Here is a 15,331-nt window from a genome sequence, read left to right as displayed (position 1 = left end):
ACAATGTTCACTATCAATGCAGAAGTACGTAAAGACCAGGGTAAAGGTGCGAGCCGCCGCCTGCGTGCAGCAAACAAATTCCCAGCTATCGTTTACGGTGGCAAAGAAGCTGCAGTTTCCATCGAATTGGATCATGATTCTGTCAAGAACATGGAAGCTAAACCAGAATTCTACAGCGAAGCAGTAACTCTGGTTATCGACGGTAAAGAAACCAAAGTTAAGGTTCAGGCTGTACAGCGTCACCCGTTCAAGCCAAAACTGGCTCACATCGACTTCGTTCGCGTTTAATCGCTACGTTTTCGAACCTTTCGGGACGCCGAAATAAAGAACGCCGCAATTGCGGCGTTTTTTATTGTCTGCGATTCGGCAAGCTTACTTGCCGCTGCCGGTCCGGCGTTGCAGCTGATCGCGCAGGTTCGGCGGCGTGCCTCTGATGGTCAGCGTGTCGGTGGCCGCATCCCAGAAAATGCGCTCGCCGAGCAGCATGGCGTCGAAGTTCAGACTGATACCGCCGCCGCTGCCGGCGAATTTGGTCAGCTGACGCAGCGTGCCGCGATCCGCCGGGAAGCTCTCTTCCAGCTCATACCCTTGCTCGCTGGAGAACTGCATGAAGTCTTTCTCGCCGACCGGCGACAACTCCTGCGACAGCGCCTGCAGTTCGATCTCTTCGCCCGCCTGCAGCTGTTCGTTGCAGTAGCTGTACACCTGCTGGCGCACCGACTGGCGCTCATTCTTGTCCAGCTGCGCGTCGGCGCAGTAGTCGTCCACCGCCTGCAGCAGCCCGCGGTTTTGCGCCTTGGTGTCCAACCCTTCGGACGCTGCCAGGAAATCCATGAAGAAGTCGGCGACCTTACGGCCCACGCGCCCGCGCAGGAAGGTCAGATAGCGGGTCGATTCCGGGTTGGTTTCCCACTCGGTCAGATCGATGCGCGCAACGATATCGGCGTTGTTGATGTCCAGATAGTGCGTAGTGTTGATATCCAGCTCTTCGTTGACGCGCATGCTGTTACGGCTGTTCAGCACCGCGATCAGCAGGTACTCGACCGCCAGATAACGGTATTGGCCGAACAGCACCACGCCGCCTTCGGCGAATGGATACTTCGCCAGTTCGTCGCGCAGACGGCCGGTCGCCGCGCGGCTGAAGGCCAGAAAGTCCTTATCGTCCTTGCGGCAGGTGCGCAGCGCTTCCGCCAGCTCGCTGCCCTCGTTGAACAAGCCCAGGGCCTTGCTCTTGGCGCTGTAGACGCGATGCAGTTCCGCCATCATTTCTTCCACCGCCGCGTTGGTGGGAAGCAAGGAATCGCGCAGCACCACGTCCAGCGTTTGCTCGTCGCGTTTCACCAACTGGTGCAGAGCGATCTGGTCGATATCCAGACTCATGGTAAATCCTCCTGTTCTTTAGGCGCGTATTCAAACACTGAAGGCCCCGCCCTGCAATACTAAAAAACCGCGGCAAACCGGAAAGGCGCAGCGGTGAGCCGCCCCGTCGCGGGCGAACCCTTTCCCGAATGACAGGAAGTGATAAAAGAGCGGAAAATCACTGTCCTATACGGTAAGATAGGGCACTTTGCAGATTACTAAGCGCAATTTTATGCCACAATCATCCCGTTACAGTGACGAACACGTTGAACAACTGCTCTCAGAGCTGGTCAATGTTCTGGAAAAACACCATACCCCCACCGATCTTTCCCTGATGGTGCTGGGCAATATGGTCACTAATTTGATCAACACCAGCGTTGCCCCCGCGCAGCGGAAAACCCTGGCGAGATCGTTCGCGGAAGCCCTGCAGGCTTCTGTCCGTGAAGATAAAGCGCATTAATATTTATTTATGGTGACAAACCGTCAGCGTTATCGTGAAAAAGTCTCCCAGATGATCAGCTGGGGGCACTGGTTCGCCTTATTCAACATCCTGCTCGCCCTTGGGCTGGGTAGCCGCTACCTGTTTGTCACCGACTGGCCCGCTTCCCTGCTGGGCCGGGTCTATGCCCTGGTCAGCCTGCTGGGGCATTTCAGCTTTATCGTGTTCGCCGGCTATTTGCTGGTGATCTTCCCGCTCACCTTCGTGGTGATGTCGCAGCGGCTGCTGCGATTTATTTCCGCCGCGCTGGCCACCGCCGGGCTCACGCTGTTGCTGGTCGACAGCGAGGTGTTCTCCCATTTTCACCTGCACCTCAATCCGGTGGTGTGGGATCTGGTGGTCAACCCGGATCAAAGCGAGCTGTCGCGCGACTGGCAGCTGATGTTTATCTGCGTGCCGGTGATCTTCCTGGTGGAGATGCTGTTCGGCACCTGGAGCTGGCAGAAGCTGCGCAGCCTGAACCGCCGCCGTTTCGGCAAGCCGCTGGCGGCGCTGTTCATCAGCGCCTTTTTCGCCTCGCACCTGATTTACATCTGGGCCGACGCCAACTTCTATCGCCCGATCACCATGCAGCGGGCCAACCTGCCGCTCTCGTACCCGATGACCGCGCGCAAGTTCCTCGAAAAACACGGCCTGCTCGATCAGCAAGAATATGAACGCCGCCTGGTGCAACAGGGCAATCCGGAAGCGGTGGCGGTGGAGTACCCGCTCAGCGATCTCAGCTACGGCGATAAGGGCAGCGGCTATAACCTGCTGATGATCGTGGTGGACGGCATTCGCGCCAAAGACGTGGCGCAGGATATGCCGACGCTGACGCGTTTCGCCCAGGAAAACGTGCGCTTCAGCGATCACTACAGCTCGGGCAACCACGCCGACACCGGGCTGTTCGGCCTGTTCTACGGCATTTCCCCGACCTATCTGGACAGCGTGCTCGCCGGCCGCAAGCCGTCGGCGCTGATCAACGCGCTCGGCGAGCAGGGTTACCAACTGGGGCTGTTCTCGTCCGACGGCTTCAACGCCAGCCTGTACCGTCAGGCCCTGTTGACCGACTTCTCGCTGCCGACGCCGGCGCCGCAAAGCGACGCGCAAACCACGCAGCAATGGCAACGCTGGCTGACGGATCAGGGCGACAAAGAGCCGTGGTTCTCCTATATCAACTTCAGCGGCGCCGAGCCGGCCGAAGGCGCTAAAACTCCGGCGCCGGCCGATTTTATCCAACGCTATCGCACCGGCGCTCAGGACGTGGACAGCCAGATAGCCCAGGTGCTGGACACCCTGAAACAGCGCGGCCTGCTGGATAAAACCGTGGTGGTGATCACCGCCGAGCACGGCGTCGAGTTCAACGACAGCGGCAAAGGCCAATGGGGCGCCGGCACCGCCTTCAACCAGGCGCAGCTGCAGGTGCCGCTGGTGATCCACTGGCCGGGCACGCCGGCGCAGACCATCAACAAGCTGACCGGCCATAACGACGTGATGCGTACCTTGATGCAACGGCTGCTGCACGTGAAAACCGCGCCGAAAGACTATTCGCAGGGCGAAGATCTGTTTACCGCCCAGCGCCGCAACAACTGGATCGCAACCGGCGATGGCAACCAGCTGGTGATCACCACGCCGACGCAGACGCTGATGCTGGACAACAGCGGCAACTATCGCGTCTACGATCAGAACGGCGATGAAATAAAAGACGAGAAACCGCAGCTTGCTCTGCTGTTGCAGGTGCTGACCGATGTAAAACGCTTTATCGCCAACTAACTGCTTAAAACTAAAGCAATCAAGTGGTAAGGCGCTTGCATAAACATCGAGAATCGGTAGTATGATTTTTCATAGCGTCGGCATGTAGCGCAGCCTGGTAGCGCACCGTCATGGGGTGTCGGGGGTCGGAGGTTCGAATCCTCTCATGCCGACCAAATTCAAGAAAACCTGCTGTAACAGCAGGTTTTTTTTCGTCTGCACGTCGAGAGGATGAGAACGCAGCCGCTGCACCCCTGCCTCCCCCAACGATCATTGCGCGCCTCGCTTTCGCGACGGCCTTTCTCCTTATCAAGCTCAGGCTGAGATTTTGTCTTGTTGGTTTTCGGGCGCTGCGGCGATGAACGCCGGGAGCCGAGTGCAGGCGTCGTAAATCGCTTTACAGCGCGGGTACCCGCTCAGATCGCACCCCATCCGCAGGGCATTCGCCCACTGAGGGATCAGGCAGCAATCCGCCAACGTCGGGCTGTCGCCAACACAGAAGGGCCCTGGCGGCCTCTGGAGCAACAGCTGTTCCACGGCGCTCAGCCCTTGCCGGATCCAATATGCATACCAGCGTTTTTTCTCTTCCTCACTCACCTTCAGCTCTTCACTCAGGTAGCGTAACACCCGTAGGTTATTGACCGGGTGAGTATCGCAAGCGATGACATAAACGATTTCCAGTACCCGGCTGCGCGCCGAATCGGCCGTCGGCAACAGCGGCGACTGGGGGAAATGGCGATCCAGCCAGTCGGTAATCGCCAGCGACTGGCTGAGAGACTCGCCGTCGTCCGTGAGCAGCGTCGGCACCAGCCCGACCGGGTTCATACGCCGATAAGCCAGCTCATTCTGCTGCCCGATGCGAATATTGACGCCCACCGTCTGGTAATGGATACCTTTCAGCGCCAGCGCAATGCGCACGCGGTAGGACGCAGAGCTATTAAAAAAACTGTACAGCTTCATCATTCACCTCAGAATCAGCCTCAGACAATCTTCACGGCGATAGGGGTAAGCCCCTCTACATTCCCGGTAATCACATCGCCTTTCACCACCGCCCCCACCCCTTCCGGCGTGCCGGTAAAAATCAGATCGCCGGGCTGCAGCTCAAAAAAGCCGGACAGATAGCTGATGGTTTCATTCACCGACCAGATCAGATGACGGATGTCGCTGCGCTGACGATCGCTGCCATTGACCTGCAGCCAGATAGGCGCATGGTTGACGTCTGCGCTGTCGCCGGCTTTATGCAGTGGCGCGATGGGCGCAGAGAGATCGAACGACTTACCGATTTCCCATGGGCGCCCCATTTGACGCATGTCCATCTGCCGATCGCGGCGGGTCATGTCCAGGCCCGTGGCATATCCCCAGATATATTCATGCGCCTTTTCCAACGGAATATCGTTCCCCCGTTTGCCAATCGCCACCACCAGTTCGATTTCGTAGTGATAGTTGTCCGTTTGCGCCGGATACGGCAGCGCCAGCGTTTCGCCGGCCGCCACCGGCACCACCGCATCGGCAGGCTTGCAGAAGAAGAACGGCGGCTCACGATCCGGATCAAAGCCCATTTCGCGAGCATGGGCGGCATAGTTGCGCCCGACGCAGTAGACACGGCGCACGGGGAACTGTTTATCACTCCCCACGACAGGAACAGTCACGGGGGCTGGCGGTGCAAATACGTATTGCGTCATTTTGTCTCTCCCAAATTAATAACGTGCTTCACGGAACAGCCCCAGGGCTTCCTGAACCGGCCGGTCCGAAAAACTGAATAACACGGTGTCTTCATCCGCCTGAAACGACACGTCGAACCAGGTCGGTGCCACAAAGATATCTTTTGCCGAAAAGTGAAGGGTTTCGTTGCCGATGCTGACCTGGCCGCGCCCTTCCACTACGTGGTAGAGGGTGCTGTCCGTGGCGCGCGCCTTTCGTGAGGAAAAGCCTTTCGGTAACAGTTGCAGAAAAGCGCCCATCGAGGGCATGGGATAGCCGCCGGTCACCGGATTGACGTAGCGCATCTTGTAGCCGTCCCACTCGTCGGCGTCCCCCATGCGGGTGAGGTCGTACAGCGTTTCGCGGCTGCGATCGTAGCGGTAGTTGAAAATGGGCGATGAGTTGCCTTTCTGATGGCGCAGCGGCAACATATTGGCCGCATAACGCGGTAAATAGTCCCCCTCCCGGCGCGTCACGGGCTGCTGTTCTTGCGGATAGTCTTCCGCGAAACCGCAGCCCAGCAGATTCACCAGCGGCAAATCCAGCCCGTCCAGCCATACCACCGGCTCAGCGCCGGGATTGCCGTGATCGTGCCAGCGCCACTGCGGCGTCAAAATGAAGTCGCCTTCATGCATTTGCGTTCGTTCGCCGTCAACGGCGGTAAACGCCCCTTTCCCTTCGACGATAAAACGCAACGCGGACTGATTATGGCGATGGCTCGGCGCAATTTCGCCCGGCATGATCAACTGCAAGCCGGCGTACAGCGTCGGGGTGATGGCGGCTTGTCCGCGCAACATCGGGTTTTCCAGCACCAGCACGCGGCGCACTGCTTCTTTGGCGCCAATCAACTCGCCGCTGGCCAGCAGGTGCGGGCGAATCTCCTGATAGTTCCAGTAAGCCGGGGCGCAGTTTGCATTCGGCGTTGACGGTACCAGATGGTGCAGCGACTCCCACAACGGGGTCAGGTTCTGCCCGGAAATCTGCCGGTAAAACTGCTGGCGGCTGGGGTTAACATCCTGATGGCGTTCAGGCATAGGGATTCTCCTTTTTCATTCACGACGCTGCGCGAGGCAACGTGTCAGGGGCTGGGGCAGACAGACGAACGACAGCCGTCAGCAGCATTAACATCACCGTACTGAGCGCCGCCGGAAGGGCAATAATGAAAAATAGCGTATCGAATGAGAAATTCATCGCCATCATCACGCCGCCGGAAAGCGAGCCGACAATCGCGCCGCAGCGGCCAATGGCATTGGACCAGCTGACGCCCGTCGCCCGGCTTTGCGTCGGATAGAGCGTGGCGGTCAAAGCATTCAGCCCGACCTGCGACCCGCTGATGCCGATGCCGGTGCCGAAGATGGCCAGCGCCATTTGCCACAGGCCGTTCTCGCTCAGGCCAATCATGACGATACACACGGCGCCCAAGGCGTAGCTCACCGCCAGCACCCGGAAGGGATTGCATTTGTCCATCAACACGCCCAGCCCCAGCGCGCCCACCGTGCCGCCTATCTGGAAAGCAGCGGTCACCCAGGAGGCATGCCGCAGATCAATACCGCGGTGATTAAGCAGCGTCGGCATCCAGCTGGAGAGCAGGTAGATGATCAGCATGCTCATGAAAAAAACCGCCCAAAGCATGAGGGTGATGCGCAACTGGCGGCCGGCGAACAGCGGGCTGATGCTGCCTTTGGCCGCCGTGGCGGCTTCGTTCAGATAAAAATGGGTCTCTTCATCCCACTCGCCAGTCATGGCGCTGACCGTTTTGGCAATCACCTTTTGCGGCAGTTGGCGGCGAACCTGCCAGCGCGGGGATTCCGGCAGGGCAAACAGCAGCGCCGCAAAGAGCATCAACGGCAAGACGCCGCCGAGCACCAAAATGCCGGACCACCCCACCCTCGGCACCAGTTGGGCGCTGACGATCCCGCCCAGGGCCGAACCGAGCGTGAAACCGCAGAACATCAGCGTGACCAGCGCGCCACGGCGGCGAGCGGGCAGATATTCAGAGGTCATCGTGATGGTGTTCGGCATCGCGCCCCCCAGGCCCAGGCCGGTGAGAAAACGCAAAACGACCAGCGTTTGCAGATCGGGGGAGAAGGCCGAAATCAGGCTCAGCGCGCCAAACAGCGCCACGCAAAGTTCGATAACGCGCTTGCGGCCAAAGCGGTCAGAAAGCGGGCCGCAAAGCAGCGCGCCCGCCGTCAATCCCAGCAACCCCGCGCCAAACAGCGGCGCCAGCTCACCGGCGGACAGTTGCCATTGGGCGCGGATGTCGGGCGCGATGAAACCAATGGCGGCGGTGTCAAAACCATCGAGCATCACCACCAAAAAGCAGCAGAGAATGACGCGCCACTGCGTCTTGCCGATAGGGGCTGCGTCGATCAGTGCTTGTAAATCACGCCGTTGAGTCATAGTGAGCGCCTCGGAGCAGGTAGGGAGATGTCTGTGTTGTTTTAGGTATGTTACGAATTTGTATCTTTAGCGATAAAATGTACAATGGCTTTTCGGGCGGAGACATAACCGGAGGGTTATAGCAAATGGCGAACTGGGCGCAGAAATTGAAGCTGCACCATCTGCAAATGTTGGTGGCATTGGGTGAACAGGGAAATCTGACCCACGTTGCACGGATGATGAACATCTCCCAACCCGCTCTGTCAAAATGGCTGTCGCAGCTCGAAGATGAGATGGGGATCACGCTCTTTGAGCGGCATAGCAAAGGGCTGCGCCCCTCCGAGGGGGGGAAATTGCTGCTTCAGCATGCGCAGCGTTTGATCAATGATCTGGAGCGTTCGCAGTCTGAAATCGCCCGCTTTAAGCAAGGCGGGCTGGTGGGAAGCCTGAAAATCGGCTGCTCGCCGGTGGCGACCGACTGCGTTTCGCAGGCCATATTGAGCCTGCTGCAGGAAATGCCGACGCTGCATCTCAATATTGAGGAAAAGGTGATGACCCCCCTGCTGCACGATCTGCTCGCGGGCGCGGTGGATGTCGTCGTGGGCCGCGTCGGGGGGCGGGCGCTGCAACTGCCGCTCAACTATCAAGTGCTCTACACCGAACCGGTATGCTTCGTTGCCCGCCCTCACCATCCGCTGGCAAAATCCGCCTCCCTCACCTGGCACGATCTCACCCACTGGCGCTGGATAGTCTGGCCGACCGGCACGCCAATCCGCCTCAGCATCGATAATGCGTTGGCAGATAACGGCGTGATGCTGCCTGAAAACACGGTTGAATCGGCATCGATGAACGTCAGCACCAACCTGCTGCAAAGCAGCGACATGATCTCCATTCTTTCACTACGGCTGGCGCAGCGTTATGCCAGCCAGGGGCAACTGGCGATCCTGAACCTGCCGAAGATTGAGCAGAAAGGCAGCGTGGGCGTCTTCTGGCGCAACAGCGAGCCGCCTTTTGCCGCACTGAGCCGCTTTTTGCAGCTGCTGACGCAGGCCAGATAAAAATCGCCTTAACGCGACGGCTCCCTTTTCTGGCAGAACGGGGATTCAGCAGCGGGCTTTACCGCACGCCGCGCAAGAATAAACGCCCCTTGTAAAATTCTGCGCCGCCTCTTGCCAACCCGAGCGGCTCAGGCCAGAATACTGTACATTAAATCAGTGTTTACAGGTGAGTCATGTTTGTAGAATTGGTGTACGACAAACGCAACGTCGCTGGGCTGCCCAACGCCGCCGAGATTATTCGCAGCGAGCTGGAAAAACGCGTGCACGTGTTGTTCCCGGAGGCGGAAGTGCGCGTGAAACCGATGCAGGCCAACGGCCTGAACTCCGACGCCAGCAAAAGCGATCGCGAAAAGCTGAACCGGATGTTGGAAGAGATGTTCGAAGAAGCGGATCAGTGGCTGGTTATGGATATATAAACCCAATCTGAAAGCCGGGCTGACCCACCGGCTATTATTTCCACCAGCATATCGCACCGCTCAACCTCCGGTTCCGCAGCGAATACCCCCTTGGGTCAAAGGACTGACTGCGGCACATGCCCCCGATTATCGGTTAATCCTGGCGCACTTCGAAGCGTGTATTCCTGCGTGGGCACCTTTTCCTCGTACAAGCACCATAACAAAAAGCCCCAGCATCGCTGCTGGGGCCTCTGTCATGGTGCCGGCTACCGGAATCGAACTGGTGACCTACTGATTACAAGTCAGTTGCTCTACCTACTGAGCTAAGCCGGCTGAATTTGGCGGAAGGACAGAGATTCGAACTCTGGGAGCTGTTACACTCGACGGTTTTCAAGACCGTTGCCTTAAACCACTCGGCCATCCTTCCAATGGGCGCTGATATTAGCGATACCGTTATGAAATGTCTATCGTTTTGATGCAAAAAAATCGCATCGGCGGCGCAGTTGCCTAAACTTCAGGCCTTAAACGCTTAAAAAATGAAAAGCCCCGCAAAAGCGAGGCTTTTATGTTCGGCTGAAACGCGATTACTTCGGCTGCGAATCGTAGTCTGAACAGGTTTGATAGCCCTTGTTCATGACATGGCCCGTGTCGTTGTAGCTGACAAAATACGTTTGCACTTTGCCATCGCGCGGCGCGACCGCATAGGTGTCGCAAGTGCCCTGCGCATGGATCAGCGTGGCGGACGTCGACGGCGGACCGGCAATCGCCCGCACCTGCTGCTTGGTCATCCCTACTTTGACATCGCTGACCACCGGCTCATTGACATAACTGGTTGCACGGTCATAGGCGGTGCAGCCGGCAAGAATGGAAAATACCGCCGCAGTGCCGACGGCCAAAACCAACTTCTTCGTCATAGCTTGTCCTCTTGGAGTACGTTTGTTGTCCCCTAAGTCTAGAAGTGGAAAGGCTTTTCTACAAACTCCCCTTTGTCGATCGGTGCGCTTTTTCTCGCGATCGGCCGGCGCGGGCGCGACATCGGATTCAAAAGCCGAAATCGCTCAGCGCCGGGACATCGTCCGGGCGCCGACCGAGCGGCCAATGAAAACGCCGATCCTGTTCGCGAATCGGCATGTCGTTGATGCAGGCATGGCGGTTGATCATCAACCCTTCCTGATTGAACTCCCAGTTTTCGTTGCCGAAGCTGCGATACCAGTTGCCGGAATCGTCGCGCCACTCATAGGCGAAACGCACCGCAATGCGCGCGCCGTCAAACGCCCACAATTCCTTAATCAGCCGATACTCCAGCTCTTTCGCCCACTTGCGTTGCAAAAATGCGACCACCGCCGCGCGGCCGTCGACAAACTCCGCGCGATTACGCCAATGGGTATCGAGGGAATAGACCTGCGACACCCGCTCAGGATCGCGGCTGTTCCAGGCATCTTCCGCCAACCGTACTTTTTCGATGGCGGATTCACGGGTAAAAGGCGGCAATGGGGGTTTAATGCTCATGATCATCTCCTGCGTATAGGTAAGTAGACAACTCTGTCTACATCATTACGCTAGCGCATGTAGACAGAGTTGTCTACAATCACTCGAAAATCGCCTGGGAGAAAAATGATGACCACCGATCGCAACACCTTACCCGCCCGTCAGCGCATCCTGCTGACGGCCCACGATCTGTTCTATCAGGAAGGGATCCGCGCCACCGGCATCGATCGCATCATCAAGGAATCAGGCGTCACTAAGGTGACGTTTTATCGCCACTTTCCCAGCAAGAACGATTTGATTACGGCGTTTTTGGCCTATCGCCACCAGCAGTGGCTAACCTGGTTCAGTACAGCGTTGGATCGACATGTGGCGCAGAACAGCGGGTTACTGCCGGCGCTGGCGCCCTGCCTGGCGGAATGGTTCGACGATCCGCGTTTTCGCGGCTGCGCGTTTATCAATACGGCCGTGGAGATCGCCGATCTGCTGCCGGAAAGCCTGCACCTCGCCGGCCGGCATAAGCAACAGATGACGGATGAACTGGCGCGCCACCTGCCCGCAGGCCCGCAGCGGGAACAGCACGCCGCGATATTGGCGATGCTGATCGACGGCGCCATCGTCAGGGTGCAGATTGAGCGCCAGCCGCAGCCGGCGTTGCAGGTGCTGAATGCCGCACTGGCGCTGTTGGCGCAAGGCGGGTTCGATCAGTAATTGGCCCAGATGCCCGGCGTCACCAGTTCCAACAGGTGGGCGTCGGGATCGCGAAAGTAGATGCTCTCGCCACCGTGATCCCAACGCATGCGCCCCTCAATCTCCACGCCGTTGGCCGTCAGATGCCGTTCCCAGTGCGGCAATTGGTCTTTCGCCACCGCCAGCCCGATATGCGCCGGCCCCACACCATCGTGCGCGGGAATAAAGCCGGTCGGATAATGCGCCCCACGCAGCGAATCGCCCTCGACAAACAGCAACAATACGCTCCGATCGCCAACGTTATAGGCGCGGAACCGCTCGTTGGCGACCATCGCCGGCAGCTTCAGCACTTCTCGGTAGAAGGCGGCCGCTCGCTCAATATCGCTGACGTACAGCACCGTTTCGATCACCTTATCGATCTTGAGTTCCATATCATCCCCCTCTTTTTTGTACTGACAGCGTAGGCTTAGAGGAGGAAAACCACGGTGCTTCCCGTGCCGATAGCGGATCAATCCGTGCTTTTTACCGGTTTACAGGCAAAAAAAACGCGGCCCGAAGGCCGCGCGATGACGTTCACACTGAGGTGCTTAGAACTGGTAAACCAGGCCCACGGCAACCACGTTGTCGGTGTTGATCCCGGCAGCGTCGGTGAAGTCGTTGTTGTCCACCAGGTTGATTTTGTAATCAACATAGGTAGACATGTTTTTGTTGAAGAAGTAGGTCGCACCCAGATCGACGAATTTGACCAGGTCTTGATCGCCGTAGTCCTTGCCGTTACCGGCGCGGCCCAGGTCTTTACCTTTGGTCTGGTTATAGCCGACGAACGGACGCAGACCGAAATCGAACTGGTAGTGCGCGTAGGCTTCGAAGCTCTGCGCCTTGTTGGCGTAGCCGTAAACGCTGCTGTCGGAGCTGCCGAAACGCGCCGCGTTGTAGGACTGGGTGAACATCACCGCCAGGTAGACGTCGTTGGCGTCATATTTCAGACCGCCGGAGTAACCTTCGGCCTTGTCGCCGCGGCCCATGATGTTCTGGTGACCGTTAGCGCCGTTCTGCTCGCTGGTGCGGCGAGAGTTGAAGAAGGCGCCCGCCGCGCTGATGCCGTAGCCCATATCATAGCTCATGGACATACCGTAGCCTTCGCCGTTCTGGCCAAGGACGTCGCGACCGTTGTTGGTCTCTTCGCCATTACCGTTTTTACCCTGGTACTGCAGGGCGAAGTTCAGGCCGTCAACCAGACCGAAGAAGTCGTTGTTACGGTAGGTCGCCAGGCCGCTGGAACGCTGGAACATGAACTGGTCGGCGCCGTAGGTCATACCGTCGAACTCAGGCTGCAAGTCGGTATACGCCGCGACGTCGTACAGCACGCCGGTATTACGGCCGTAGTCGAAGGAACCGTAGTCGCCGAATTTCAGACCGGCGAAGCCGTAACGGGTGAAGTTCTTGTTGTCCTGGTTTTCAGCGTGGTTCAGGTTAGCCTGATATTCCCACTGGCCGTAGCCGGTCAGCTGATCGCTGATTTGCGTTTCGCCGCGCAGGCCAAAACGCATATAAGACTGGTCACCGTCCACGCCGTTGTTGCTGGAGAAATAGTGAAGACCGTCGACTTTACCGTACAAATCCAGTTTATTACCGTCTTTGTTGTAGATTTCCGCCGCGCCTGCTGTGCCTGCAACCAGCAGTGCGGGTACCATCAGAGAGAGTACTCGAAGTTTCATCGTTATTATCCTCGTTAATTATGTCGAGCTACGGCCACTGCCCTTTTCGAGCATTATTAGCACGACTGTGCATTACCATTCTGGTAACAAGGGTTATATTAATCCAGAAAGAAAATGATACCAAGTATCCGATAGTGTTTCAGCGTGATTAATAAAGGTTTCAAAATGTAAATGCGCGCGAACTTTCACAAAACATTACCGACAAACAAAATAAAGCACTTAAAGACAAAGAATAGATTAATTGATAAAAAATCATGTAGTTATACAAATCTTTAAGAAAAAAAAGCCAACCATACAATTGTGCTGGACAATAAGCACATTGTGCCAAAACGCCGCCTGCACGCAGCCGCTATAATCACCTCGCTATCATCATTATTTTCATTATTACCTTCATTATCCGAAGATAATTTCTGCATACCTTTAACCGGCTTCTGGCCGGTTTTTTATTTTACTCCACACTGTCCTCACAATTTAAATCCGCACAAATAGCACGCAAATAAATAACCTCGCGATATAGTTTCGCCAATTTACATCCGCACTAATTGCTAATCTTTTCTCTTATTTTGGTCTACAAATTGAATTTGTTTTTCATTTCGTGCTTTATCTCGCCGAATATTGTGCGTCACAGGCAAAATTGGCCGCAGAGTTTCACTTCTGGTAGCCTGAAAAAAAGCTCACCCTCAGCGAGTAAAGTCATGATGCCATTTCACCCAGAGGCGCTATGGCGGCGGCTGCAAGGCTCCCCCTTCCGCTCCCGTTTCCGTTTGAATCCCAAAGACCAGAGCTATCTTGACGACAAAGGCTTGCCGCTGATCCTCAGCCATGCCCGCGACTTTATCGATCGCCGTCTGGCCGCCGCCCACCCCAAAAACGATGGCAAGCAGACGCCGATGCGCGGCCACCCGGTGTTCGTCGCCCAACACGCCACCGCCACCTGCTGCCGAAGCTGCCTGGAAAAATGGCACGGCATACCGCAGGGCATCGCGCTGGACGAGCAGCAAAAAGACTATATTGTCCAGGCGATCGCCCTGTGGCTGGTGCGCCGAGGCGGCGCCAGAGAGGAATCAGGCGCGAATCTTTTCGACCCGGATCGCGGATTGTGATAAAAACTGTCAGTAACTTTCGCCACTCTTTTGACCCAAGATCCTGACGCTTACATGACAGCCACCTTGTGCAATGAACAGCAAACGCCCGGCGTTCCTCAACAGATCGCCACCCGCCTGGCCTTTTTCGTCGCCGGCCTCGGTATGGCCGCCTGGGCGCCGCTGGTGCCCTTCGCCAAAACGCGCATCGGCCTCGATGACGGCTCGCTCGGCCTGCTGTTGTTATGTATCGGCGCCGGCTCCATGTTGGCGATGCCGCTGACCGGCTTCCTGACCGGCAAACTGGGCTGCCGCGCGGTGATCCTGATGGCGGGGCTGGGGCTGTGCATCGATTTGCCGTTGCTGGCGCTGATGGACTCCCTCGGCGGCATGGCCGTGGCGCTGCTGTTGTTCGGCGCGGCGATCGGTATGATAGACGTGGCGATGAACGTGCAGGCAGTGATCGTCGAGCGCAACAGCGGCAAGGCGATGATGTCCGGCTTTCACGGCTTTTTCAGCATCGGCGGCATCGCCGGCGCAGGCGGCGTCAGCGCGCTGCTGTGGCTGGGGCTGACGCCGCTGCAATCCACCCTGATCACCGTGCTGGCGGTGATCGTGCTGCTGGCGTTCGCCAGCCGCCATCTGCTGCGTGACAGCGGCGCCGACGACGGCGGACCGATGTTCGTCTTGCCGCGCGGTTGGGTGATGTTTATCGGCATTCTGTGCTTTATCATGTTCCTGGCGGAAGGCTCGATGCTCGACTGGAGCGCGCTGTTCCTCACCACGCTGCGCGGCGTCGAACACAGCCAGGCCGGGCTGGGCTATGCGCTGTTTTCCATCACCATGACGCTCGGCCGCCTCAATGGCGATCGGGTGGTGAACTCGCTGGGCCGCTACCGGGTGCTGCTGCTGGGCAGCCTGTGCGCCGCTGTCGGTCTCAGCCTGGCTATCGCCTTCAATCACGCCACCGTTTCGCTGGTCGGCTTTATGCTGGTTGGCCTGGGCGCTTCCAACGTCGTGCCGATTCTGTTCAGCGCCGCGGGCAACCAACGCGATATGCCGGCCAATTTGGCGATCGCGTCCGTTACCACCGTCGGCTATGCCGGTATTCTGGCCGGCCCGGCGCTGATCGGCTTTATCGCTCAGTTTTCCAGCCTGACGGTGGCCTTCGCCTGCGTAGCCGCTCTGCTGTTGGCGGTGACCGCCAGCGCCAGGGCCGTCACTCGCTGAT

At 57.7% G+C, this 15,331-nt stretch carries 17 protein-coding genes and 3 tRNA genes; 9 read left to right on the top strand and 11 right to left on the bottom strand.

What is annotated here, in order from left to right:
• Positions 1-3: 3 nt before the first annotated feature.
• The gene (rplY, locus tag J0X03_RS07260; protein ID WP_004935776.1) at positions 4-288 is read left to right on the top strand and encodes a 50S ribosomal protein L25; all 285 of its coding nucleotides are present in this window, start codon (positions 4-6) and stop codon (positions 286-288) included.
• An 84-nt stretch (positions 289-372) separates the two neighbouring features.
• On the opposite strand, the gene yejK is transcribed toward rplY, so the two are convergent.
• On the bottom strand, positions 373-1,380 hold the full coding sequence (gene yejK, locus J0X03_RS07255; RefSeq protein WP_033652525.1) for a nucleoid-associated protein YejK: 1,008 nt from the start codon (positions 1,378-1,380) through the stop codon (positions 373-375).
• A 211-nt stretch (positions 1,381-1,591) separates the two neighbouring features.
• Between yejK and J0X03_RS07250 the strand changes: the two genes are divergently transcribed.
• The 3 genes from J0X03_RS07250 to J0X03_RS07240 all read left to right on the top strand — a co-directional run bounded on the left by J0X03_RS07250 (position 1,592) and on the right by J0X03_RS07240 (position 3,765).
• A complete protein-coding gene (locus J0X03_RS07250; protein WP_004935782.1) occupies positions 1,592-1,819 on the top strand; it encodes a YejL family protein in 228 nt (75 codons plus the stop codon).
• 9 nt (positions 1,820-1,828) lie between these two features.
• Positions 1,829-3,610 (top strand): LPS biosynthesis-modulating metalloenzyme YejM, encoded by a 1,782-nt coding sequence (yejM, locus tag J0X03_RS07245; RefSeq protein WP_033643825.1) that lies wholly within the window; start codon positions 1,829-1,831, stop codon positions 3,608-3,610.
• Between the two features lie 78 nt (positions 3,611-3,688).
• Positions 3,689-3,765, top strand: a tRNA-Pro gene (locus tag J0X03_RS07240).
• Between the two features lie 139 nt (positions 3,766-3,904).
• On the opposite strand, the gene maiA is transcribed toward J0X03_RS07240, so the two are convergent.
• The 4 genes from maiA to mhbT are packed head-to-tail and all read right to left on the bottom strand — an operon-like array spanning position 3,905 to position 7,693.
• The gene (maiA, locus tag J0X03_RS07235; protein ID WP_046687529.1) at positions 3,905-4,549 is read right to left on the bottom strand and encodes a maleylacetoacetate isomerase; all 645 of its coding nucleotides are present in this window, start codon (positions 4,547-4,549) and stop codon (positions 3,905-3,907) included.
• Positions 4,550-4,569: 20 nt separating this feature from the next.
• Positions 4,570-5,271 carry a fumarylacetoacetate hydrolase family protein gene (locus J0X03_RS07230; RefSeq protein ID WP_160204446.1) on the bottom strand — a complete coding sequence of 234 codons (702 nt, stop codon included), beginning with the start codon at positions 5,269-5,271 and terminating at the stop codon, positions 4,570-4,572.
• A gap of 15 nt (positions 5,272-5,286) precedes the next feature.
• On the bottom strand, positions 5,287-6,324 hold the full coding sequence (gtdA, locus tag J0X03_RS07225; protein WP_060660446.1) for a gentisate 1,2-dioxygenase: 1,038 nt from the start codon (positions 6,322-6,324) through the stop codon (positions 5,287-5,289).
• Between the two features lie 19 nt (positions 6,325-6,343).
• Positions 6,344-7,693, bottom strand: a complete 1,350-nt coding sequence (mhbT, locus tag J0X03_RS07220; protein ID WP_046687532.1) for a 3-hydroxybenzoate transporter MhbT — start codon at positions 7,691-7,693, stop codon at positions 6,344-6,346.
• A gap of 125 nt (positions 7,694-7,818) precedes the next feature.
• On the opposite strand from mhbT, the gene J0X03_RS07215 reads away from it, so the two are divergent.
• Together J0X03_RS07215 and J0X03_RS07210 are read left to right on the top strand one after the other, a co-directional pair.
• Positions 7,819-8,730: a LysR family transcriptional regulator gene (locus J0X03_RS07215; RefSeq protein WP_046687533.1), complete on the top strand. Its 912-nt coding sequence runs from the start codon at positions 7,819-7,821 to the stop codon at positions 8,728-8,730.
• Positions 8,731-8,903: 173 nt separating this feature from the next.
• Complete coding sequence (locus tag J0X03_RS07210) at positions 8,904-9,146, top strand: DinI family protein (RefSeq protein ID WP_033643832.1); 243 nt, start codon at positions 8,904-8,906, stop codon at positions 9,144-9,146.
• Positions 9,147-9,382: 236 nt separating this feature from the next.
• On the opposite strand, the gene J0X03_RS07205 is transcribed toward J0X03_RS07210, so the two are convergent.
• The 4 genes from J0X03_RS07205 to J0X03_RS07190 all read right to left on the bottom strand — a co-directional run bounded on the left by J0X03_RS07205 (position 9,383) and on the right by J0X03_RS07190 (position 10,634).
• Positions 9,383-9,458 (bottom strand) — tRNA-Thr (locus tag J0X03_RS07205).
• Positions 9,459-9,464: 6 nt separating this feature from the next.
• Positions 9,465-9,552 (bottom strand) — tRNA-Ser (locus J0X03_RS07200).
• Between the two features lie 157 nt (positions 9,553-9,709).
• Positions 9,710-10,039 (bottom strand): osmotically-inducible lipoprotein OsmE, encoded by a 330-nt coding sequence (gene osmE / locus J0X03_RS07195; RefSeq protein WP_004935874.1) that lies wholly within the window; start codon positions 10,037-10,039, stop codon positions 9,710-9,712.
• 127 nt (positions 10,040-10,166) lie between these two features.
• A complete protein-coding gene (locus J0X03_RS07190; RefSeq protein WP_033643833.1) occupies positions 10,167-10,634 on the bottom strand; it encodes a nuclear transport factor 2 family protein in 468 nt (155 codons plus the stop codon).
• A gap of 108 nt (positions 10,635-10,742) precedes the next feature.
• Here J0X03_RS07190 and J0X03_RS07185 point away from each other — a divergent pair, with 108 nt between their 5' ends.
• Positions 10,743-11,321: a TetR/AcrR family transcriptional regulator gene (locus J0X03_RS07185; RefSeq protein ID WP_046688521.1), complete on the top strand. Its 579-nt coding sequence runs from the start codon at positions 10,743-10,745 to the stop codon at positions 11,319-11,321.
• Here J0X03_RS07185 and J0X03_RS07180 read toward each other — a convergent pair.
• Positions 11,315-11,731, bottom strand: coding sequence for a VOC family protein (locus J0X03_RS07180; protein ID WP_046687537.1), 417 nt, complete (start codon positions 11,729-11,731; stop codon positions 11,315-11,317). The two genes, J0X03_RS07185 and J0X03_RS07180, sit on opposite strands and share 7 nt — an antisense overlap.
• Before the next feature lie 156 nt (positions 11,732-11,887).
• Positions 11,888-13,018, bottom strand: coding sequence for a porin OmpC (ompC, locus tag J0X03_RS07175; protein WP_033643836.1), 1,131 nt, complete (start codon positions 13,016-13,018; stop codon positions 11,888-11,890).
• Between the two features lie 695 nt (positions 13,019-13,713).
• Here ompC and J0X03_RS07170 point away from each other — a divergent pair.
• Entirely contained in the window at positions 13,714-14,121 is a 408-nt protein-coding gene (locus J0X03_RS07170) for a DUF4186 domain-containing protein (protein ID WP_103100936.1), read from the top strand.
• 54 nt (positions 14,122-14,175) lie between these two features.
• Positions 14,176-15,330: an MFS transporter gene (locus J0X03_RS07165; protein ID WP_047025315.1), complete on the top strand. Its 1,155-nt coding sequence runs from the start codon at positions 14,176-14,178 to the stop codon at positions 15,328-15,330.
• The last annotated feature ends 1 nt before the right edge of the window (position 15,331 follow it).

The sequence above is a fragment of the Serratia ureilytica genome, from assembly GCF_017309605.1.
In the GTDB taxonomy this organism is placed as follows: domain Bacteria; phylum Pseudomonadota; class Gammaproteobacteria; order Enterobacterales; family Enterobacteriaceae; genus Serratia; species Serratia ureilytica.
The sequence above is the reverse complement of the archived record's forward strand: the minus strand, read 5'-3'. Positions and strand labels throughout refer to the sequence as shown.

Bases quoted from the DNA above. Each gene is read 5' to 3' on its own strand.
- rplY (WP_004935776.1), top strand. From the start codon at position 4: ATGTTCACTATCAATGCAGAAGTACGTAAAGACCAGGGTAAAGGTGCG.
- yejK (WP_033652525.1), bottom strand. From the start codon at position 1,380: ATGAGTCTGGATATCGACCAGATCGCTCTGCACCAGTTGGTGAAACGC.
- J0X03_RS07250 (WP_004935782.1), top strand. From the start codon at position 1,592: ATGCCACAATCATCCCGTTACAGTGACGAACACGTTGAACAACTGCTC.
- yejM (WP_033643825.1), top strand. From the start codon at position 1,829: ATGGTGACAAACCGTCAGCGTTATCGTGAAAAAGTCTCCCAGATGATC.
- maiA (WP_046687529.1), bottom strand. From the start codon at position 4,549: ATGAAGCTGTACAGTTTTTTTAATAGCTCTGCGTCCTACCGCGTGCGC.
- J0X03_RS07230 (WP_160204446.1), bottom strand. From the start codon at position 5,271: ATGACGCAATACGTATTTGCACCGCCAGCCCCCGTGACTGTTCCTGTC.
- gtdA (WP_060660446.1), bottom strand. From the start codon at position 6,324: ATGCCTGAACGCCATCAGGATGTTAACCCCAGCCGCCAGCAGTTTTAC.
- mhbT (WP_046687532.1), bottom strand. From the start codon at position 7,693: ATGACTCAACGGCGTGATTTACAAGCACTGATCGACGCAGCCCCTATC.
- J0X03_RS07215 (WP_046687533.1), top strand. From the start codon at position 7,819: ATGGCGAACTGGGCGCAGAAATTGAAGCTGCACCATCTGCAAATGTTG.
- J0X03_RS07210 (WP_033643832.1), top strand. From the start codon at position 8,904: ATGTTTGTAGAATTGGTGTACGACAAACGCAACGTCGCTGGGCTGCCC.
- osmE (WP_004935874.1), bottom strand. From the start codon at position 10,039: ATGACGAAGAAGTTGGTTTTGGCCGTCGGCACTGCGGCGGTATTTTCC.
- J0X03_RS07190 (WP_033643833.1), bottom strand. From the start codon at position 10,634: ATGAGCATTAAACCCCCATTGCCGCCTTTTACCCGTGAATCCGCCATC.
- J0X03_RS07185 (WP_046688521.1), top strand. From the start codon at position 10,743: ATGACCACCGATCGCAACACCTTACCCGCCCGTCAGCGCATCCTGCTG.
- J0X03_RS07180 (WP_046687537.1), bottom strand. From the start codon at position 11,731: ATGGAACTCAAGATCGATAAGGTGATCGAAACGGTGCTGTACGTCAGC.
- ompC (WP_033643836.1), bottom strand. From the start codon at position 13,018: ATGAAACTTCGAGTACTCTCTCTGATGGTACCCGCACTGCTGGTTGCA.
- J0X03_RS07170 (WP_103100936.1), top strand. From the start codon at position 13,714: ATGATGCCATTTCACCCAGAGGCGCTATGGCGGCGGCTGCAAGGCTCC.
- J0X03_RS07165 (WP_047025315.1), top strand. From the start codon at position 14,176: ATGACAGCCACCTTGTGCAATGAACAGCAAACGCCCGGCGTTCCTCAA.